The 18,151-nt window shown below is 47.5% G+C and carries 15 protein-coding genes and 1 pseudogene; 7 read left to right on the top strand and 9 right to left on the bottom strand.

Features of this window, described 5'->3' with window-relative positions; all coding sequences use genetic code 11:
- Positions 1-303: 303 nt before the first annotated feature.
- From H6F52_RS19170 to H6F52_RS25500, 4 genes are all read right to left on the bottom strand, one after another.
- Positions 304-1,938: a radical SAM protein gene (locus tag H6F52_RS19170; protein ID WP_190536435.1), complete on the bottom strand. Its 1,635-nt coding sequence runs from the start codon at positions 1,936-1,938 to the stop codon at positions 304-306.
- Positions 1,939-1,965: 27 nt separating this feature from the next.
- Positions 1,966-2,220: a SemiSWEET transporter gene (locus tag H6F52_RS19165; protein WP_190410369.1), complete on the bottom strand. Its 255-nt coding sequence runs from the start codon at positions 2,218-2,220 to the stop codon at positions 1,966-1,968.
- A gap of 355 nt (positions 2,221-2,575) precedes the next feature.
- Positions 2,576-3,205 carry a site-2 protease family protein gene (locus H6F52_RS19160; protein ID WP_190536436.1) on the bottom strand — a complete coding sequence of 210 codons (630 nt, stop codon included), beginning with the start codon at positions 3,203-3,205 and terminating at the stop codon, positions 2,576-2,578.
- A gap of 371 nt (positions 3,206-3,576) precedes the next feature.
- Positions 3,577-3,915, bottom strand: a complete 339-nt coding sequence (locus H6F52_RS25500) for a hypothetical protein (protein ID WP_190437720.1) — start codon at positions 3,913-3,915, stop codon at positions 3,577-3,579.
- On the opposite strand from H6F52_RS25500, the gene H6F52_RS19155 reads away from it, so the two are divergent.
- Positions 3,902-6,517 carry a PBP1A family penicillin-binding protein gene (locus tag H6F52_RS19155; RefSeq protein WP_190536434.1) on the top strand — a complete coding sequence of 872 codons (2,616 nt, stop codon included), beginning with the start codon at positions 3,902-3,904 and terminating at the stop codon, positions 6,515-6,517. The genes H6F52_RS25500 and H6F52_RS19155 overlap by 14 nt on opposite strands.
- A 128-nt stretch (positions 6,518-6,645) precedes the next feature.
- Complete coding sequence (locus tag H6F52_RS19150) at positions 6,646-6,861, top strand: hypothetical protein (RefSeq protein ID WP_190410367.1); 216 nt, start codon at positions 6,646-6,648, stop codon at positions 6,859-6,861.
- Positions 6,862-7,018: 157 nt separating this feature from the next.
- Here H6F52_RS19150 and H6F52_RS19145 read toward each other — a convergent pair whose 3' ends face one another.
- The 3 genes from H6F52_RS19145 to H6F52_RS19135 all read right to left on the bottom strand — a co-directional run bounded on the left by H6F52_RS19145 (position 7,019) and on the right by H6F52_RS19135 (position 11,301).
- Complete coding sequence (locus H6F52_RS19145) at positions 7,019-7,678, bottom strand: hypothetical protein (protein WP_190410366.1); 660 nt, start codon at positions 7,676-7,678, stop codon at positions 7,019-7,021.
- 245 nt (positions 7,679-7,923) lie between these two features.
- A complete protein-coding gene (locus H6F52_RS19140; protein WP_190536433.1) occupies positions 7,924-8,595 on the bottom strand; it encodes a hypothetical protein in 672 nt (223 codons plus the stop codon).
- A 345-nt stretch (positions 8,596-8,940) separates the two neighbouring features.
- A complete protein-coding gene (locus tag H6F52_RS19135) occupies positions 8,941-11,301 on the bottom strand; it encodes an NACHT domain-containing NTPase (protein WP_190536432.1) in 2,361 nt (786 codons plus the stop codon).
- Positions 11,302-11,557: 256 nt separating this feature from the next.
- On the opposite strand from H6F52_RS19135, the gene H6F52_RS19130 reads away from it, so the two are divergent.
- From H6F52_RS19130 to H6F52_RS19120, 3 genes are all read left to right on the top strand, one after another.
- The gene (locus H6F52_RS19130) at positions 11,558-11,794 is read left to right on the top strand and encodes a hypothetical protein (protein WP_190536431.1); all 237 of its coding nucleotides are present in this window, start codon (positions 11,558-11,560) and stop codon (positions 11,792-11,794) included.
- A gap of 300 nt (positions 11,795-12,094) precedes the next feature.
- Positions 12,095-15,121: an exonuclease subunit SbcC gene (gene sbcC, locus H6F52_RS19125; protein WP_190536430.1), complete on the top strand. Its 3,027-nt coding sequence runs from the start codon at positions 12,095-12,097 to the stop codon at positions 15,119-15,121.
- A gap of 279 nt (positions 15,122-15,400) precedes the next feature.
- Positions 15,401-16,123: an alternative oxidase gene (locus tag H6F52_RS19120; RefSeq protein WP_190536429.1), complete on the top strand. Its 723-nt coding sequence runs from the start codon at positions 15,401-15,403 to the stop codon at positions 16,121-16,123.
- Positions 16,124-16,296: 173 nt separating this feature from the next.
- On the opposite strand, the gene H6F52_RS19115 is transcribed toward H6F52_RS19120, so the two are convergent.
- Positions 16,297-16,458: a hypothetical protein gene (locus tag H6F52_RS19115; RefSeq protein WP_190437740.1), complete on the bottom strand. Its 162-nt coding sequence runs from the start codon at positions 16,456-16,458 to the stop codon at positions 16,297-16,299.
- Positions 16,459-16,650: 192 nt separating this feature from the next.
- Between H6F52_RS19115 and H6F52_RS19110 the strand changes: the two genes are divergently transcribed.
- Both H6F52_RS19110 and cysE read left to right on the top strand, forming a co-directional pair.
- Positions 16,651-17,112, top strand: a complete 462-nt coding sequence (locus tag H6F52_RS19110; RefSeq protein ID WP_190437743.1) for a hypothetical protein — start codon at positions 16,651-16,653, stop codon at positions 17,110-17,112.
- Between the two features lie 163 nt (positions 17,113-17,275).
- Positions 17,276-18,037, top strand: coding sequence for a serine O-acetyltransferase (cysE, locus tag H6F52_RS19105; protein WP_190410358.1), 762 nt, complete (start codon positions 17,276-17,278; stop codon positions 18,035-18,037).
- An 18-nt stretch (positions 18,038-18,055) separates the two neighbouring features.
- Here the strand turns inward: cysE and H6F52_RS25495 are convergent.
- Positions 18,056-18,151 (bottom strand): annotated as a pseudogene (locus H6F52_RS25495) (IS5/IS1182 family transposase); the annotation flags it as partial.

The following is an 18,151-nucleotide window of genomic DNA, read 5'->3' as shown; positions in this document are numbered from 1 at the left end:
GTATTTCATTAGTTTTACTTATGAATTACCCGGGGTGAGCGTAGAAGACAGGTGAGCGAGCGCATAATTTCAGACCTCATATTACCCCAGCGACGACTTTTGCAAGAGGTCTAGTTAGTTTGGAAGCAAATTTACGATTAAATTGAGGTTTTACGAATACCATCTGTTAGCCTGCCTTGGGAGAATAAAACTCTTCTTAGAGTCTCACGGGACTTTCTAACAACTACATCTGTGCGATCGCTGTTTTCCTAAAATCGCAGAAGTGGCTGATCCGTGTCCTTACGGTCGTAATCACCCCGTAGGCTAGGTTAAGCAGGGTGAAGCCTCCCGAAAATGAGCCTTAGCGTCGGCTAGATGCTTCTGGAGGGTGGCAACTGGTAAGGGTCCTTGCAAGTGGTTCCAAGGCAAAACTCGATCTAACGACCAACTGGCGTGGATGTAGGAATCGAGATCCGGCAGTTGTCCTCGCAGTTCTTTAAAGGCACGGCGGTAGCTGCCTAGAGAGTCGCCGTAGTGTCGCGTCAGTTCTAAAAGATGGGAAAGTCGGCGATCGCCTCTGGATATTAAAGCTTGGATTGCTGACCAATTATAGCTTTCCGGTCGAAACTCAATGCCTTCGCGGCGCAATTGCTTCTCTAAGCTTTTCAGCCGCTTTTCGGCGTCCCGATTCACTCCAAACCACTGAAACGGTGTATGAGCTTTAGGGACAAAAGTGCTGCATCCGAGTGTCAAGCGTAACCCAGGTGCGGCTTTTTTGAGCGATCGCATCATCGCCACAGTTGCTTCTAAATCTTCGGGTTCCTCCCCCGGAACTCCCACCATTCCATAGAGTTTGAGGTTGCTTAATCCACCTGCTTTGGCATTGATTGCAGCTTGGATGATTTCTTCATTCGTCAGCTTTTTATTGATAATCTGCCGCAATCGTTCCGAACCGCTTTCAACGGCAATGGTGAGCGATCGCGTGTCTCGTTTTGCTAAAGTTTGAGCTAGCTGTACTGTCACCGTATTCGTCCGCACCGAAGCAATGCTGAGGCGGACATCGTCGTATTTTGGCTGACTCAAGTAATCTAGAAGAGTTTCAAATTCTGGGTGTTGCGTAACCGATGCTCCTAATAATCCCAGCCGATTCGTCACCGCCAATCCCCGATCGATGGCTGGAATTAGCGAACTTTCCAAACTCGCTGTCCGAAACGGCAATGTTAGATAACTCGCCAAACAGAAGCGGCACATTTCCGGGCAACTCCGTACCACTTCCACCATATAAATATTTTCCCACGCCGCCTTCTCTGTCACCACAGTGGAAGCGGAAAGCGTATTTCCCCGATAGGTTTGCTTTTCAATGACGGCGGGAATCTCCGCATCTACGGGCAAAATTGACTGGATCGAGCCATCCGGCGAGTGATATTCAACTTGATACAAACTAGGAATATAGATTCCTGGTACTTGCGCCAAACGCCTTAGTTGAGCTTGTCGGGTAGCGTTTCTAACTTCTTTATACGTATCAATAAAATTGCCGAGTAGATTTTCACCATCTCCCAGCAAAATAACATCAAAAAAGTCAGCAAAAGGTTCTGGATTGGCAGTTAATACGGGTCCTCCCCCAAATACGAGGGGATGATTGTCATCACGCGCAGATGCTCGATTCGGAATCTCTAGCAATTCCAGTAGATTGAGGATATTGACATAATCTAATTCCCAAGAAAGGGAAAATCCGACTAATTCGGGCGATCGCAGCAGCGGCTCATGAGTATCTGTAAATAGGCGACTGACTTCAAGATCGGAGCGCATTGCCAAAGACGCCCACACCACCTGATAGCCTAGGCTAGTGATGCCAACGCTGTACTCATTCGGGAAGGCAAATATAGTCCGGATGGCGTCGGTGTCAGGCGTCGCGGGTGTAAATAAAAGACGTTCTGCGGCAAAAACTCCAGACATCACAGGCAAGTAAAACCTTAAAAGATTATCCTATTCATATTTAATTTTAAGCGATAAAATTATTAGATTAAAAATTAAGGTTAACAAGTTGGCAGCAATAACCGGAAAAGATTGAATGTAAAAACCGTACACCAACCACAAAAACACTCCCGAACAGAAAATAATCAACATTTCCAGGGAAACATCTTTGGCTGATTTTGTTTGCCATACTTTAAACAATTGAGGCAAAAAAGCTACAGTGGTCAAAGTTGCCGCCAAAAATCCCAAACCCGTCACAAAATCCATGCTACTGCCAATTGATTTGCAAAAAAAATTATAGATAAGATTTAACTATAGCAGTCCTATATGATTCGTGAATGCGAGAACCCCGACTTCTTTAAGAAGTCGGGGTTCTGAAGTGATTTATAATCTCTCTTCTTTCTCTTTCTTCGCCTCCTATAGCGCTAACGCGCATCCGCGCCGCTTCGCGAACGCTAAGGCGTCTAAGCGCTAACGCGCAGGCTCCGCCAATGCGGTTCGTTAATAGAGATTGTGTTCAATGAATCTCAAATCCGGAATTGACTAGAAAACAATAAGCCTGCGTCCGCAGGCTTATTCTGTATAGACGCAGACTAAAGTCTGATGGAAGCAGTGCATCCATCTAAAATACAACTTGGCATCCCTGCATTGAGGGAACAACCGCACAGATGACTGCATTCGCGATAAAACCCAGACCTAAAGAAAAACCACTAACCAAGAGGATTGTTAAAGCTAATAATCCAAAAGGGCTACTTTCTAAAGGTTTTAATGACGGGAAAAATTCACTGAATACATGAAACCCATCCAGAGGAGGAATAGGCAGCATATTAAAGAGAAACAAGCTCAAATTGATAGACGCACCCAGGTAGAGGAATTCAGAACTCAGAATTTTTGTCGAGAACAAACTGAAATCCAATTTTAGAATTAAAAGAAACAGAATGCCCAAGCCTAGATTTAATAAAGGGCCAGCGATAGAAACCAAAATATTGCTAATTTTCTTATGGCGAAAGCGTGCGGGATTGATAGGCATTTGTCCCCACGCCATACCAGCAATGCAAAGAAAAATAATTGACTCCCATCCCATGTGAATCACTGGATTCAAGGTCATGTGTCCGCTTTTTTTGGGGGTGTCATCACCTTGACTTAAAGCAGCTATACCATGAGCGAGTTCGTGTAGCGTCACTGAAGCCACAACAAGGATGATAATTCTTAGAAAGAGTATAGGATCGGTCAGAATTGTTTCAATTAACATCGCTTGACCTCGATAAGGCGGTAATACAGCAACCCAAAACGAAATAAAATCAACAATCAATTGACTGACAGAACTTACTGCACCCAGTAGTTTTGGTCGCAATCTTCATAACTTATGTATTTATCTGCTTGGTGGCTGAAGATTACGCACAAACGTTAAGCAAATTGTCCATGATGGATTGGCACCAGAAGGGCGATCGCTTATACTAATCCCAGCGGGTGCATCTGTCTTAGGAAGGATATTTTGAGCTACAAACCGAAGTTACTGTTTTCCAGATAAGTTCCCAAAAAGCGATCCCCCTGAGAAATGTTCTTGGCAAACATTTTTCAGGGGGGATCGCCGACTTCAGCGCTAACCCGCTCCTCTCAAAGCTAGATTTTTATCAAATACCACGTCCGCTCCTCTAATAAGCTCAGCCAGAGAGCAAGAAGCTGATAATTAGGAGTTTGGTAGAAAATACCTTGAGATTTGCCCCATTTCTTGAAGTTACTTAAGCTATCAACCAACAAGGTCTGGAACAAAGCTTGGAACTGGATGACTTTAGGTGTATTCTTTGACGGAATAAAAAAATAACAATTTGACAAAAAGCGAATAAGTTCACATTGTGTAGGCACAGATCCCGGATTCAAGCCATAAAATAGGCAACAATAAGCAGGGAATTTTGCGCCAGAAGTTTTTGGTGATTGAGGAGTTGACGTGACCAAGTTCATCTCAAGACTGAAGGATTTATCAGGCAAGTTCAATGCGGGGGTGTCAAATGAACCAGTCGAGACTCCTGTAGGTAATAAAGAAGAACCAGTCGATACTCCGATTGATGGCAAGGAACAAGACGAAGGACACGCAGACGCATCACGACATCGTCGGGAATTGAAGCGAAATCTCTTGCGGCTGAAGCGCTTCTCCACTCAGGAGCTTCCTAAAATTGTCAAGAAGCCATTCACTGGAGAAAACCCACTCCATCATCAGCGTCGATTTTGGATTGGTTTAGGTGTGGGAGGAGGAGCGATCGCGCTTTTGACTGCTGCGTGGTCGCTGGAGAGTAGCTTACCCGATACCAGCGATGCCTTAACCTTGATGCGACCAGAGACTTTGACGATCAAAGCCTCAAACAACAAAATACTTCAACAAATCGGCCCAGCGACTCGCGAAACCCTCAAAATTGACAAAATTCCCAAGCAGCTAATTCAAGCTTTCATTGCGATAGAAGACAGACGCTTTTACAAACACCAGGGAGTTGATTACCAGGGAGTTTTAAGGGCAGCCTTTTCTAACTTGATAGCAAGAGATGTTGTAGAAGGCGGTAGCACCATCACCCAACAGCTGGCGAGGATGGTTTTTCTCGATCAGGAGCGTAGCGTCTGGCGCAAGCTGAAGGAAGTCCGAACCGCTCAAAAAATCGAAAATGAAAACACCAAAGATCAAATTCTAGAACGTTACTTAAATTTGGTCTATTTGGGAGAAGGTGCTTATGGCGTGGCAGATGCGGCTTGGGTTTACTTTTCTAAGCCGGTGTACGAACTAACCTTATCGGAAATGGCGACACTTGCTGCCATCCCACCAGCACCCAATCAATATTCGCCCATTAAAAATCCACAAGTGATTAAAGAGCGCCGCAATCTGGTATTACAACAGATGCATCTGGCGGGGTTCATTACAGCCGCCGAAGCCGAGAAAGCGATCGCTGACACCCTGATAACAAAACCCAGCCGTCCTAAGCGGCTCGAAAGGTTTGCCCCTTATTTCACCGAATACATCCAACAAGAACTGCCCAAGCACGTCTCGCCAGCAGCGATTAAGGCTGGAGGATTAACAGTAGAAACCACCCTGAAGCCAGAATGGCAGGAAGCGGCGGAAAAGGCCGTTATCGAAACCGTTGAAAACAGCGGTCGCGGTCAAAACTTCGAGCAAGCCGCCCTTGTGGCGCTCGATCCGCGTACCGGCGAGATCCGGGCAATGGTCGGGGGAAAAGATTTTTATAAGCAACAGTTTAATCGCGTTACTCAGGCACAGCGCCAGCCCGGTTCGACATTTAAAGCGTTTGTATACACGACAGCAATGGCTGCCGGTTTCACTCCCTATCGCGGCTACCTGGACGCTCCCTACAAAGTAGACGGCTATACCCCCAAAAACTACAGCGAAGAGTACCGGGGCTGGATCTCCATGCGAGATGCTCTGATTGGCTCAATCAATACCGTTGCTGTCAAAGTTTTGGTCGATGTGGGATGGGATACGGTGATCGATGTCGCCCACAAAATGGGCATTGAATCAGAACTGAAACCGACCTATTCCACTGCCTTAGGTGCCTCTGAAGTGAACCTGCTGGAACTCACAAGTGCTTATGGCACCTTTGCGACCAAAGGGATGCATACCAAAAATTACGGCATTCGTCGCATTCTTGACCGACGCGGGAACGTTATCTACGAAGCGAAGTTTAAGCCCGACCGTGTCCTCCAAGAAGATACGTCTGCGATTATGACCTGGTTGCTGCGGGGTGTCGTGAATGAGGGGACGGGTCGCGCCGCCGCTCTAGACGATCGACCTGTTGCTGGGAAGACGGGCACCTCGGATGAGGCACGCGATCTGTGGTTTATTGGCTACATCCCCCAAATGGTTGCGGGTGTCTGGCTGGGCAACGATGACAACAAACCGACTTGGGGCGCGAGCAGTACAGCCGCCTACACCTGGAATAAATTCATGGCGGAAGTGGTTAAAGATATCCCGGTCGAGAAGTTCCCAGAGCGACCCACCGAGCTAGAAGGACGTAAAGCCCAGCTCACGATCAAGCCCATCAAGCCTAAAAGCATCTTCTCTGGAAGCATCATCTCCAAAAACAGCGACGACGATGATACCCCCCGGCGTAGCCGGTCTCGTCGGGCTACGGATAGCGATGATAGCTCTAGCGAAGAAACTCCCCGGCGTAGACGCTACCGTACTAGCAGCGTCCAAAGCTCCGAGAGCGCGCCTCGGCGGAGACGGCGTCGCAGCCAAGAAGTCCAGCCTCAAGAAGAATCTAGACCTCGCTACCGTCGTTCTCGCCGCCAAGTAAGTACCAATTCTCAAAGCCAAGAGAGTTCAAGCAATAGCAGCCGTCGCTACCGCCGTTCTCGTCGCCAAGCAAGCACAAGCTCTCAGGAGTCGGCACCCGTTCGGCGTTCTGTTCGCAGAAGGGCATCATCAGATTCTACTTCTAGCACTGCACAGCCAAGGAGAAGACGAACTTACAATTCTGCGCCAACCGCTCCACGGGCACCCAGGAGAACAGCGGATGCCGCCCCACCTCCTGCTCCGCCAGCAGCGCGGAAGGAAAATTAGGAACGATTAGAACAACTTCCTAACTCTCAAGCGCGATCGCGAAAACAATGGGGATCAAACTCAGGGGTGATAGACGATCCCCTGAGTTTTGGTACGATAACCAAAAATCGATAAGAGGGTTACAAAGAATGCATTTATTGATGGAAGTTGCTACGAATACGCCCCATTTTCCAGTCTCTGCCACTGCTGTGTACGCGGTAGGTTTTATTGCCGCTGTAAGTATCGGTTCCGTTGCGTGGTATAACTCTAAGCGCCCTGTGGGTTGGGAAGATAAGGAGCGCCCGGATATCGTACCTGAAGTCAAGAAAGAGGCAAATCCTGGTGTAGGCAAGCCTAGCGCGTAACTCTCTAACAGGAAAATTTTTAGAAAACCTATAAAGATTGTAGAGACATTGCGTTCAACGTCTTTACCGCTTATACAAACGTAGGGCAGGGGTATACCCTGCCCTACAGCGTTATTTTTGGAGACAACGAGATAAAACACCTTGGCTCGAAAAAAGGCTAGCGCAGTGCTAGAGCCGAGCGCAGGGTGACATTTAAATCGGTGTTGGGGTTAACGACAACAACATCAACTCGTTTTTTGCCTAACAGCAGTCCGCCTAAGGCACCCAAACCAGCACCTCCCAAAATTTCTTCAGTTGCGATCGCTCTGTCTCCAGTCAAAGCACCGATTGCGGCTGCGGCGGCTCCACCAACGGCGGCACCTTTCAAAATGGAACTGGTATTCGTTCCCCGGCTAACTTGTTCGGTGCGAGTAATCACTCTGGAAGAGGCATTGATATACTGCCGTTTCCCGTTGTTGAAAACTAATTCTCTAGCAACAAACTGGGAACCGCCTCTCGTCGCGGGTTGCAGTTGACCAATCACCTGAGTTCCTGCCGGAATTAAGATAGTTCCGCGAGTATTTCTGACATTTGTTGCCACCGTCAGCGTTAAAGGCATCGTTTCCTTAGGAGACACAACGATTTTATTTGCCTTGTTATAGCGCAAGGGGAGGGTTGTACCTGAAGGAATGCTGACTTGGGAGACAGGTGGAGGCGGAAATTCGTAATATTGGGCAGCAGCAGGCGCAGGCATGACGAAGGGGGCAGCTGCACCGGCGGTCATTGTCAATGCCATGAGTGCAGCGGTTCCTGATTTCCAGCGATTGAAGCGAGACATAGGGAACACTCTCAGCAATTATACGGATAAGGGTCAAGACGCTTCGCGACTGAATTTGTTTCTTGACAATTGCACTGATTTAGTGCATTGCGAAGGAAAAATAGAGGGCGATGGGGAAAGAACCTCTCCCCATCCCTTCCCGATTCGGGGAGGGAGCTGGAGCGTTCTTATACCATTTCACTTTAGGTCTGTAACAGACGGATTCTGATGTGTAGCATCACCAAGGGAAATTAGGAATTCCCTGTTTAGCGTAGAGCGACGGTAACTGGCAGCTGAGAAGCCAGGGTGATAGTCCTCAAATCAAGGCTGGGATTCACGGAAATGACATCAACAGATTTGCGTCCCCAGAATAAGCCAGCTAAAGCGCCCAAGCCTGAGCCACCCAAGACTTCTTCAGTCGCGATCGCTTTGTCGCCAACCAGGGCTGCGATCGCAGAGGCGGCGGCTCCACCCAAGGCGGCACCTTTCAAGATTGTGTTGGTTCTAGAACCTTTTTTGATTTGTTCAGTTCTCGTCACAATTTGAGAAGTGGCATTGATTGTCCGAGTTCCATCTAAGGGGAGAACAATTTGGGTAGCAACAAATCGAGAGCCTTGACCAGCGGGTTCCAATTGACCCAGAATCTTTGTTCCTGCTGGAATCAAAGTTGTCCCGTAACTGCTTTTAACAGTTGATGAAACTGTTAAAGTTAAAGGCACTTTTTCGGTTCGAGATAGCAAGATTTTTTCAGCCGTTCCGTCATATCTAACAGGAATAGAAGCTCCCGAAGAAATTACAGTCTTGGTCTGAGATGGGTTGCTGGCACGAGGAACTGTAGGGACGGGAACATTGATGGGTACAGCAACAGCAGAACCGGCAAATGTGCCCAGAGCCATCAATACCAAAACGCCAGACTTTAGGTTGTTTAAGGAAGTCATAAATAAGGAACTCACGAACTTTGTGTATTTTCACTGATACCTTCTTAGAAGTTCGTGGCTGCAAAAAGTTTCTGAGAAATAGAAAATTATTTATTTAAGTATTAAAGCTTAGTTTGCTTTTAACAGTTTAATTAAAGTTGAATATCCCCTATGAGCAATGACGCGGTTTCTCTAAATTAGTTGCTTTAGTAGAAAAAATTAGCGATCGCGTTTTTCACTCGTATCAATATCTGCAACAGGTAAAACAATCTATCTTCAACGTGCGATCGCGCTGTTCGGGAAGAATTACAAAAAATGCGATCGCGCTTTCTAGCGAAGTGGAGAAAAAATGCGATCGCGCTACAGCTATCCCTTTTTCCGTTTCTCAATCTCTGCTATAGGTAACAACAAGGTATCTTCTATTTCCTGTCGTACCTCCCGGCTTACATAACAATCACTATTCAGGCACTTTACCAGCAACAAATTAGCATCGTAATACTGGTTAAATAATTCTCGTTGTTGTTTGCTGAACTGCCAATCGTGATCTATATTACGGTATTTAATCATCACGGCTCTTAATTGCTCAGTCCAAGCTTTACCGTTAGCTTCCCACCATTGCTTACTTTGTTCCCGTTCTTTCCATTTAGGTAATTGATCTCTAAGCTGTTGCAGCGAGTTCTTTAGTTCTGGCCCGCTGTCGAGGGCGTGGTCGAGGGCGCGTTTGAGGGCGAAGTCGAGGGCGAGATCGAGGGCGCTTTTGAGGGCGAAGTCGAGGTCGAGGGCGAGGTCGAGGGCGCTTTTGAGGGCGAGGTCGAGGGCGCTGTCGAGGGCGTGGTCGCGGGCGAAGTCGAGGGCGCTGTCGAGGTCGAGGGCGAAGTCGAGGGCGAGGGTGAGGGCGCTGTCGCAGCCGCGGGTAAGGGCGAGGGCGCGTTTGAAGGCGCGGTCGCGGTCGAGGGCGAGGTCGAGGGTGTGGGCGGAGTAAAAAGCGCGGACTGCTGCTGACTTATACTTATATGGAAATTGGACTGACAGAGATTTCTTACTTACCCACATTAGGAACTGCTGCAACTTCTCATCAGCAGCTACAATCCCATCAACTTGATGTTTCATTAACTGTAGTAAACGATCTGCTTTTGGCGACATTCCAACTGCTAAAAAGAAAACTTCTCGCCAGTGTTTTTCGGTAATGTGATTAACCAAACGTTGCAACGCCTCCTCTGATGATTGTTTTACAACAACAATTTCTCTAGCAGTGAAATACTCGTGAAATGTGAGATGGGAAAACGAATAAATCGCTTTAGCCCGTTCCACCAATAGTCCGTGTTGATATTCTATTGAACGCAAAACTACCTCACTGTCCAGTTGCAATGCTTCCGGGTCAGCATTGGCATCAGGTAAATTACGGATGTAATCTGTGATGTATTGCTCCGCCGCTTTCTGCTTGAAGAAATAGTCACCTTGCTCAAACGTAGTTAGGGCGATTTTACTGAGTAAATCTTCCTTACGCTGGATTGATAGCTTTTTGTAAACTTGATCGCGCTGAATCCCGCGCTTAGCATCCCATTTTTTCAACAGCGCATCCAGCCCTTCTTTGTATAGTTCGGAACGATTCGCCGGAAAATCCCCTGACTCTTCAAATGCTAAACATAGCAGCGTCAGCAGTAGCGGACTGGCGGCTAGTTGTTTGATTCGGTTATTGTCTTCGAGGCGTTTAATAAAAGTTTCTGGTTTTACAGCTTTATTCTTAAACCAGTTGTTTGCAAAGGTAGCAATTTGTTCATCATCAAAATCGGCAACTTCTACCTCTGTGAATTTCTCGAAGGTATATTCCCGTGCTGCAATCCGGCAGGTCATAACAAAGTGATTGTCACGATATTGGTCAGAGAAATCATGCATCTCCTTTAAGATGCGCTGATTGTCTTCTTCTCTAACTTCATCCAGCCCATCAAGTAATATCAATGCCCGACTGCGTTTAATTACATTTTGTAGAGGCTTATTTAATTGCGTCTCTACAACCCCGCAACCTACGGATTGCTGACTGATGTATTCTAATAAGCCCGGTTTATTAGCGGCTTCAGCAAACTCTTTGAGGGTAACAAAAATCGGTACACGCTCAGCCTGAAATTTTCCCTGATTGCACTGAATTGCTAAATACTTCAAAAACGTCGTTTTACCTGCCCCTGGCTTCCCCAAGATCATTAGCTTGGTATATTTCTTGACCGCATCCAGTCCTGCTACTCGTTTTTCACTGATTCTGCCTAGCCCAAAGCGTTCAATGTTCTCAGAGTTGCACTCTTGCAGTAATTCAGAGATATCTTTACGCCGCCGTCCAGTGATTTTCTCAAGAATGTTGACGTTAGTGTAAATATCATTCAACCCTATCGGCTGAGCCATATCCAGCACCCGCATTGTGCCGCAGCGTTCTTGAATAATGGGTTTTATCTTTTCGCGTACCTCCTGCACCAACGCATCGATATCGATGTCCGTGTCCTGCTTCTGCTCCTCTGGTTCAGGTTCAGCGATTTCTTCCCAATTGAGATCCAGAGAACGACAGATATCGATAAAAGTAGGACGCTCAATCGGTTTACCCGCGAAAAATTTTCCTACCGGCTGGCGAGTCGTTCCTACTTCTTCGCCAATTTCTGTTTGCGTCCAGCCTAGGTCTTTAACAACCTTTTTTGCTTTCCGAATGCCTTCTGAAGATGCCCGGAGCGATCGCTCTGCCATTGTCTACCCACAAAACACTGATGTTTCTTTGATAACTCATACAACGCATACAGCGCATACAAGCGATCGCAAACGTCGGCTTCAGATGATGAAAGAGACAAGATTGAAACTTGCTTCTTAACGCAATGCTAACTGGCACACTCTGCTTTATCCTCCAAGTCTTGACTGTAATGCTAATTGAAGAGTCTGCTAAGGCAGGCTTCCGGAAGCTTAAAAAAAGTCAGGCTGTCAGACGCCGGATTTCGGTGTTGTGGTTTTGTCTCTACATCAAATGGCGATCGCGCAAATAATCAACCCAGCGAATAGAATTCGCGGCTACACAGACGAAACCCGCCTGCGCGGGTTTGAGTTTTTTAGGATGATGGGTGTGATGCGATCGCCTAACCTAGCCTTAAAAGCGCGAATTGATAAGTCCGCACTTTGCGATCGCATTCCCTACATACCAAAGCAACTGATGACAAAAGCAGAAATCTTAGCAGCACTTAGGAGATGACAACTGAAGAAGGTTTGGAAATTGTTGCAGTTGCTTCTTGGATGATTTGGGAAGAAATAGAACAGAAGGATAGGCGCAAAGCCGAGATAGAGCAATAGCTAGCAGCATTTCTAAAACCCGCACAGGCGGGTTTCGTTTGTATAGCCGCGAATTCCATTCGCCACGAATATTTTGATTTAGCAGAAATTTTTACATCAAATTCGGTCTTAATTGCCAAAAACCTGATTTTTCAACCGTTAAACTAAACAATAGTGCAGATGTACTGCTACTTCTCATAAAAGGTATGGCGCTATAGCCTGAATGATCCCACAGCAACTGGTTCTCAAAAATTTCCTCAGCTACCGCGAGGCTACCTTAGAGTTTAGCGGTCTACATACCGCCTGTATTTGCGGTTCTAATGGTGCGGGTAAATCTTCCCTCCTAGAAGCGATCACCTGGACGATTTGGGGTGAAAGCCGCGCTGCAACCGAAGACGATGTGATCCACGCCGGGGCGAAAGAAGTTCGGGTTGATTTCACCTTCCAATGCGATCGCCAAACCTATCGCATCATTCGCACCCGCATCCGGGGACAAGGTGGATCGTTGGAATTTCAAGTCCAATCATCCGGCGATTTTCGCTCTTTAACCGGGCGCGGAATCCGGGCGACGCAGGAAGCGATCGTGCATCACCTAAAGCTGGATTACGACACTTTTGTGAATTCGGCTTATCTGCGTCAAGGACGGGCGGATGAGTTTATGCTCAAGCGTCCCAGCGAACGGAAAGAAATTCTCGCGGATTTGCTGAAACTGTCTCAATATGAAGAATTGGCAGAACAGGCAAAGGATTTATCCCGCCAATTAAAAGGACAGGCGGAGCAATTGGATCAGAATTTGCAGACGATCAAGCAACAACTGCAACAAAAAGATGCGATCGCTCAACAACAACCAATTCTGGAAACTCAACTGGCAGAATTACAGCAAGCCCAAGCTGTTGACAATGAAAAAGTCCAAAGTTTGCTAGCAATCCAGCATCAGCGGCAAACTTGGGAACAACAACTGAGCTTTGTTCGGCAGCAATATCAAAATCTCACAAAAGATTGCGATCGCTATCGCCAAGAAATTGCCACAGCTCAACTGCAACAACAACAATTAGAAGCTTTACTGAATCAAAAAGAACAAATTACGGCGGGGTATGCTCACTACCAAGATTTGCAAACCCAGGAAGAAACGCTCACCGCGAAGTCACAAGCTTACCAAGATGCTCAACAGCAACGGCAACAACTCCAACGACGGCTTGAGCAGCAAATTAACGAACTTAACCTGCAACTGCGACAAGCGCAAGGACAGCTAGAAGCGGTACGGCAATCTAGGGCAGATATTCAGCAAATCCTCAGCCGCACCGAAGAAGTAGAAGCCGGATTAAAACAACTCCAAGAGGCGCGGGGTTATGTCAGTTATCTCGATCGGTTGCAGTTACAAGTCGCCCCCTTGGTGCAACGTCGCGGACAAGTGCAGATGGAACTCGATCGTGCTCAAGCTCGATTATCTGCCAGATTAGAAGAACTTCGTAAATCCGCCGCCCAGTTGCAAGACAGGCAAAAACGCCTACCCCAGTTACAACAGCAATTACAACAAGTTCAAAGTCAAATACAGCAACTTGACAAAAAGCGCGTCTATCAGGAACGGGTGCAGGAGAAAGAACTGCAACAGCGGAGTTCTCGCGATCGCCTTCAGGCGGCTCAAAAAGAATGCGAAACTAAACTGGCAGAAATCGACCAAAAACTGCAACTGATCCAGACGCCAAATGCCAGTTGTCCTTTATGCGATCGCCCTCTTGACGAACACCACTGGCAGCTAGTGGTGCAAAAAACCCACGATCAGCAACAGGGAATTCAAGATCAATTTTGGGATGTAGAAGGGCTACTCGCGGTCTGTGAGTACCAGCTACAGGGGTTGCGGAAGGAAATCACCGAAATTGCCCAAGCATTGGCAAACTACGATTCCTTGCGCGAACAACGGGGACAGTTAGCAGCGGAAAGTACCGCTATGGCTGAAATCCAGACGCGCCTGCAACAAATTGAGGTAGAAAAACAACAAATTGAGCGATCGCTTTCCTCCGGTAACTATGCACCGGATCGACAAGAAGAACTGCGCCACCTTGAGCAACAGTTGCAACAACTTAACTACAATGAGCAAGACCATGCTCTAGCGAGAGGTGAGGTAGAGCGCTGGCGCTGGGCAGAAATTAAGCAAGCAGAAGTTAAACAAGCGCAGCGGCGTCAAGCTCAAATAGACGCTCAGATGCCAGAATTGGTGGCGAAAATTGCGAATCTGCAATCGCAAATGCAACAACTGCAAGTGAATTCGGAATTATCGCGGCAGCTTGAAGCACTCGATCGAGAAATGGCGGAAATTGGTTACGAGCGATCGCAGCACGACGCGCTTAGAACCGCTTTACGCAAGTCTCAGTCGTGGCAAGTCCGTTATCAGGAACTTGCTTCCGCGCAACAGCAATATCCTTCTTTATTAAAGCGATCGCAAGATTTGGAGCAATCGTTGCAAATGCGATCGCAAGATTTGCAACAGATGACGACTCAGATAGACACCATCGTTCGCCAGTTGCAACAAACACCCGATACGAAAGCCGAAATTACAACGATTGAACAGCAGATACAGCGGCGGCGTCTGCAACTCGACGAGAAGCAACGCCAGTTAGGAAGCTTGCAACAACAACAACATTATCTAGAAACGCTTCAAACTCAGCATGACGCACTCACTGCTCAGCACGCCAAGGTGCGACAGCAATATCGCGTTTACCAGGAATTGGGGCAAGCTTTTGGCAAAAATGGCATCCAGACTCTGATGATTGAAAATATTCTGCCTCAATTGGAAGCAGAAACGAATACTCTCCTCTCTCGGCTTAGTGGGAACCAGTTACACGTACAGTTTGTTACTCAGAAAGCAGGGCGGAGTGGACGCTCTGCAAAAAAAGCTAGCAAAATGATTGACACTTTAGATATTTTAATTGCCGATGCTCGCGGCACCCGCCCTTACGAAACTTATTCGGGCGGAGAAGCGTTTCGGATTAACTTTGCGATTCGTCTAGCTTTAGCGAAATTGTTGGCGCAGCGTGCGGGAACAGCATTGCAAATGCTGATTATTGATGAGGGATTTGGCACCCAAGACGCGGAAGGATGCGATCGCTTGATTGCCGCAATTAATGCGATCGCGCCTGACTTCGCCTGCATCCTCACCGTCACCCATATGCCGCAATTCAAAGAAGCCTTCCAGACTCGGATTGAAGTGTATAAAACCCCCAGCGGTTCTCACTTGAGCTTGGTGCTGTAGGAACTTAGCGCCCTAATCGCGTTCCCTACGGTGTAGAAGTTGGCAGACCTCTCCCCAAACCCCTCTCCGAAGCGGAGCGGGGCTTTGAAGATGGCTGGAGGGTTAGGTAAGTGCAACCCGAACCCTAATGTTCGGACTTCTCACCCTAGTTCACCCACTCAGGCGATACCCATCGCTACGGGGAGCGCTACGATCAAAGTAAGAGGAAAGAAAAACCCAACAGCATCTTCCTCCAGGCTGAATTTTCAGCCATTCTTCTCACTCCTAAGGGAGGACTTAATGATTCGATTTCTGGTTAGCGTGCTTGTGTTCGCGATCGACACGCTTTATCGCGATCGCCCTTATCAGCGCTTCTACGTGCTAGAAACAGTGGCTCGCGTCCCCTATTTTTCCTTCCTATCAGTTTTACACCTTTACGAAACCCTCGGTTGGTGGCGAAAAGCTGACTGGCTCAAGGTTCACTTCGCTGAATCTTGGAATGAAATGCACCACCTGCTGATTATGGAATCGTTAGGGGGAAACCAACATTGGAGCGATCGCTTCCTTGCCCAAACCACAGCCCTGTTCTACTACTGGGTAGTTGTAGGACTTTACATCGCGTCGCCCCGCACCGCCTATAACTTCATGGAAATGGTGGAAGAACACGCCCATCATACCTACGACGCCTTCTTGCGCGAGCATGAAGCCGAATTGAAAACCAAACCCGCGCCCCAAGTTGCGATCAACTACTACCGGGACGGCGATCTCTACCTATTTGATGAATTTCAAACCGGCGTAGTCCCCGAATCTCGCCGCCCTGCGGTTGATAACCTCTATGACGTTTTCGTCAACATCCGGGATGACGAAGGCGAACACGTCAAAACCATGATGGCGTGTCAAAAAGCGGATGCTCAGAAAACCTTTAAGAGTCCCCACTCTCTCCCTTATTCGGAACAGCAGGTTGTACTGCCTCTAGTGACAGACGCTGAGCTTGAGCGCGAGTTAGCTGATTCTCCCTTTTAAGAGTAGTTAATGGTCTATTCTCTTGCTGGTTAGCCTGTGCTAGAGAATAGGTAGCGGAATTTTAAAGAACCCCGCCCCAAACGTTCCCGCTGGGGTGGAGTTCTTTAATTTGCATTTTTTAAAAGGCTGAAGATGCTCTCGATTTTTTGAGCCAACACGCACACAGTTGAGCATTATTCCCCAAAACACCAGGCAAACAAGATCAAGATCCCTACCATCATCAACCATTGGGGGATTGATACTAAATTCAAAATGCTCAAAGGAAATAACACTAAAACTTCCGAGAAGAACCAGCTGGTGACAAACAGCAGCATCATCAAGATAACGAGGGGCACACAACCTCCTACAAAATAGGGCAACAAAATACTGCAACAAAAAATTGGTGATTCATGTGGCAGACATACATCTGGCACCTATACTGCCAATAGAGAGAACCGTTTTGATTACAACTATAAGTAGGCTTATCTATATTCCGTACTCATCTACGGAGAGAAAATAAATACCGTAGTTGAGAAGAGGTACTTGCCATGCAATTTAGGCGTTTTGGAATTCTAGCTTTACTGACCGTTTTCAGCGCTACAGCCGTTTTAGCAAAAGAAGCAAATTTTGACCGTTTGATTGTTGATGGAAGTGGCAAGGCATCTGTGACTGGTTATACCAGCGGAGCATTCTCCCTGTCAGCGATCGCTAATCGCGATCGCCAGAACAACCCCTGTATTGGTTATGGGGGCGACGAAACTCCCGACCATATCATGGTGGTGAAGAAAGGTTTCCCCAATCTGACAGTAAAAGTAAATACTGGAGGCAAGGACACCACTCTAGTCATCAAGGGGCCTGATGGTACCATTCGCTGTGGCGATGACACGGGTTCCAACAAAGATGCGAGTATCACAGACTCAGACTGGAAATCAGGCAACTATAGTATTTGGGTAGGTTCCATCAAAGAGCGGCAAAGATGGGATTATACGCTTTCTGTGCAACCAGAATAGAACCCCAGATTTTTTAGATGATTTAGAGTCTAAGTCTTGACCTGTCATCATTCTCACACCGCCATCCAAAATTTAAAACTTCGGTGCGGTTCCCCTACCTTAGAAACTCACTCGGAACGATATGATAGTGAGTGGTCTGTAGTGCCAAAATGGATATCCACTCGTGCTATCTACGCTTCTAGCTGACTTTCGCATCATCTTCGAGCGCGATCCAGCAGCCCGTAACTGGCTGGAGGTTTTATTTTGCTATCCCGGCTTGCAAGCGCTGCTATTTCATCGCCTTGCACACTGGTTAAGACTACTGGGAATCCCCTTCATCCCCCGGTTGATTTCCCACTTAGCTCGCTTTTTTACCGGCATTGAAATCCACCCTGGTGCCGTAATCGGGCGGGGCGTTTTTATTGACCACGGCATGGGTGTGGTAATTGGTGAAACCGCCATTGTGGGAGATTATGCTCTGATCTATCAGGGCGTTACGCTAGGCGGTACTGGGAAAGAAAGTGGCAAGCGTCACCCTACCTTGGGGGAAAATGTCGTAGTCGGTGCTGGTGCCAAAGTTCTCGGCAATCTTCAAATCGGCAATAATGTCCGCATTGGTGCTGGCTCGGTTGTATTGCGCGATGTTCCTTCGGATTGTACGGTAGTAGGCGTTCCGGGTCGGATTCTTTATCGTTCCGGCGTCCGCGTGAATCCCTTAGAACATGGAAGCCTTCCTGATTCTGAGGCTGCGGTAATTCGGGCTTTGGTTGACCGTCTGGAAGCACTAGAACAACAGGTACAAGAGTTACAACAACCGGCTCATGCCTCAATGCCTGTTCCCTTAGGAGCCGGACATCATGTATCGGATATCCCAGCCGCAGCAGCGCCCAGTTGCCGTGTGCAAGATGGATTGATCCGGCAATTCTTAGATGGTTCTGGGATTTGAGTAGACCTCCTGCATGAATCAGGAGGCATGTGCCAGTTCGTAGTTCAGCAAGCCAGCAATTAGGTTTAAGCGCAAACCAAATCTCTGCCTGCGATTGCGATAACGTCCTGAAAA

It is taken from the genome of Coleofasciculus sp. FACHB-542 (genome assembly GCF_014695825.1).
Taxonomy (GTDB): Bacteria; Cyanobacteriota; Cyanobacteriia; order Cyanobacteriales; family FACHB-T130; genus FACHB-T130.
The sequence above is the reverse complement of the archived record's forward strand: the minus strand, read 5'-3'. Positions and strand labels throughout refer to the sequence as shown.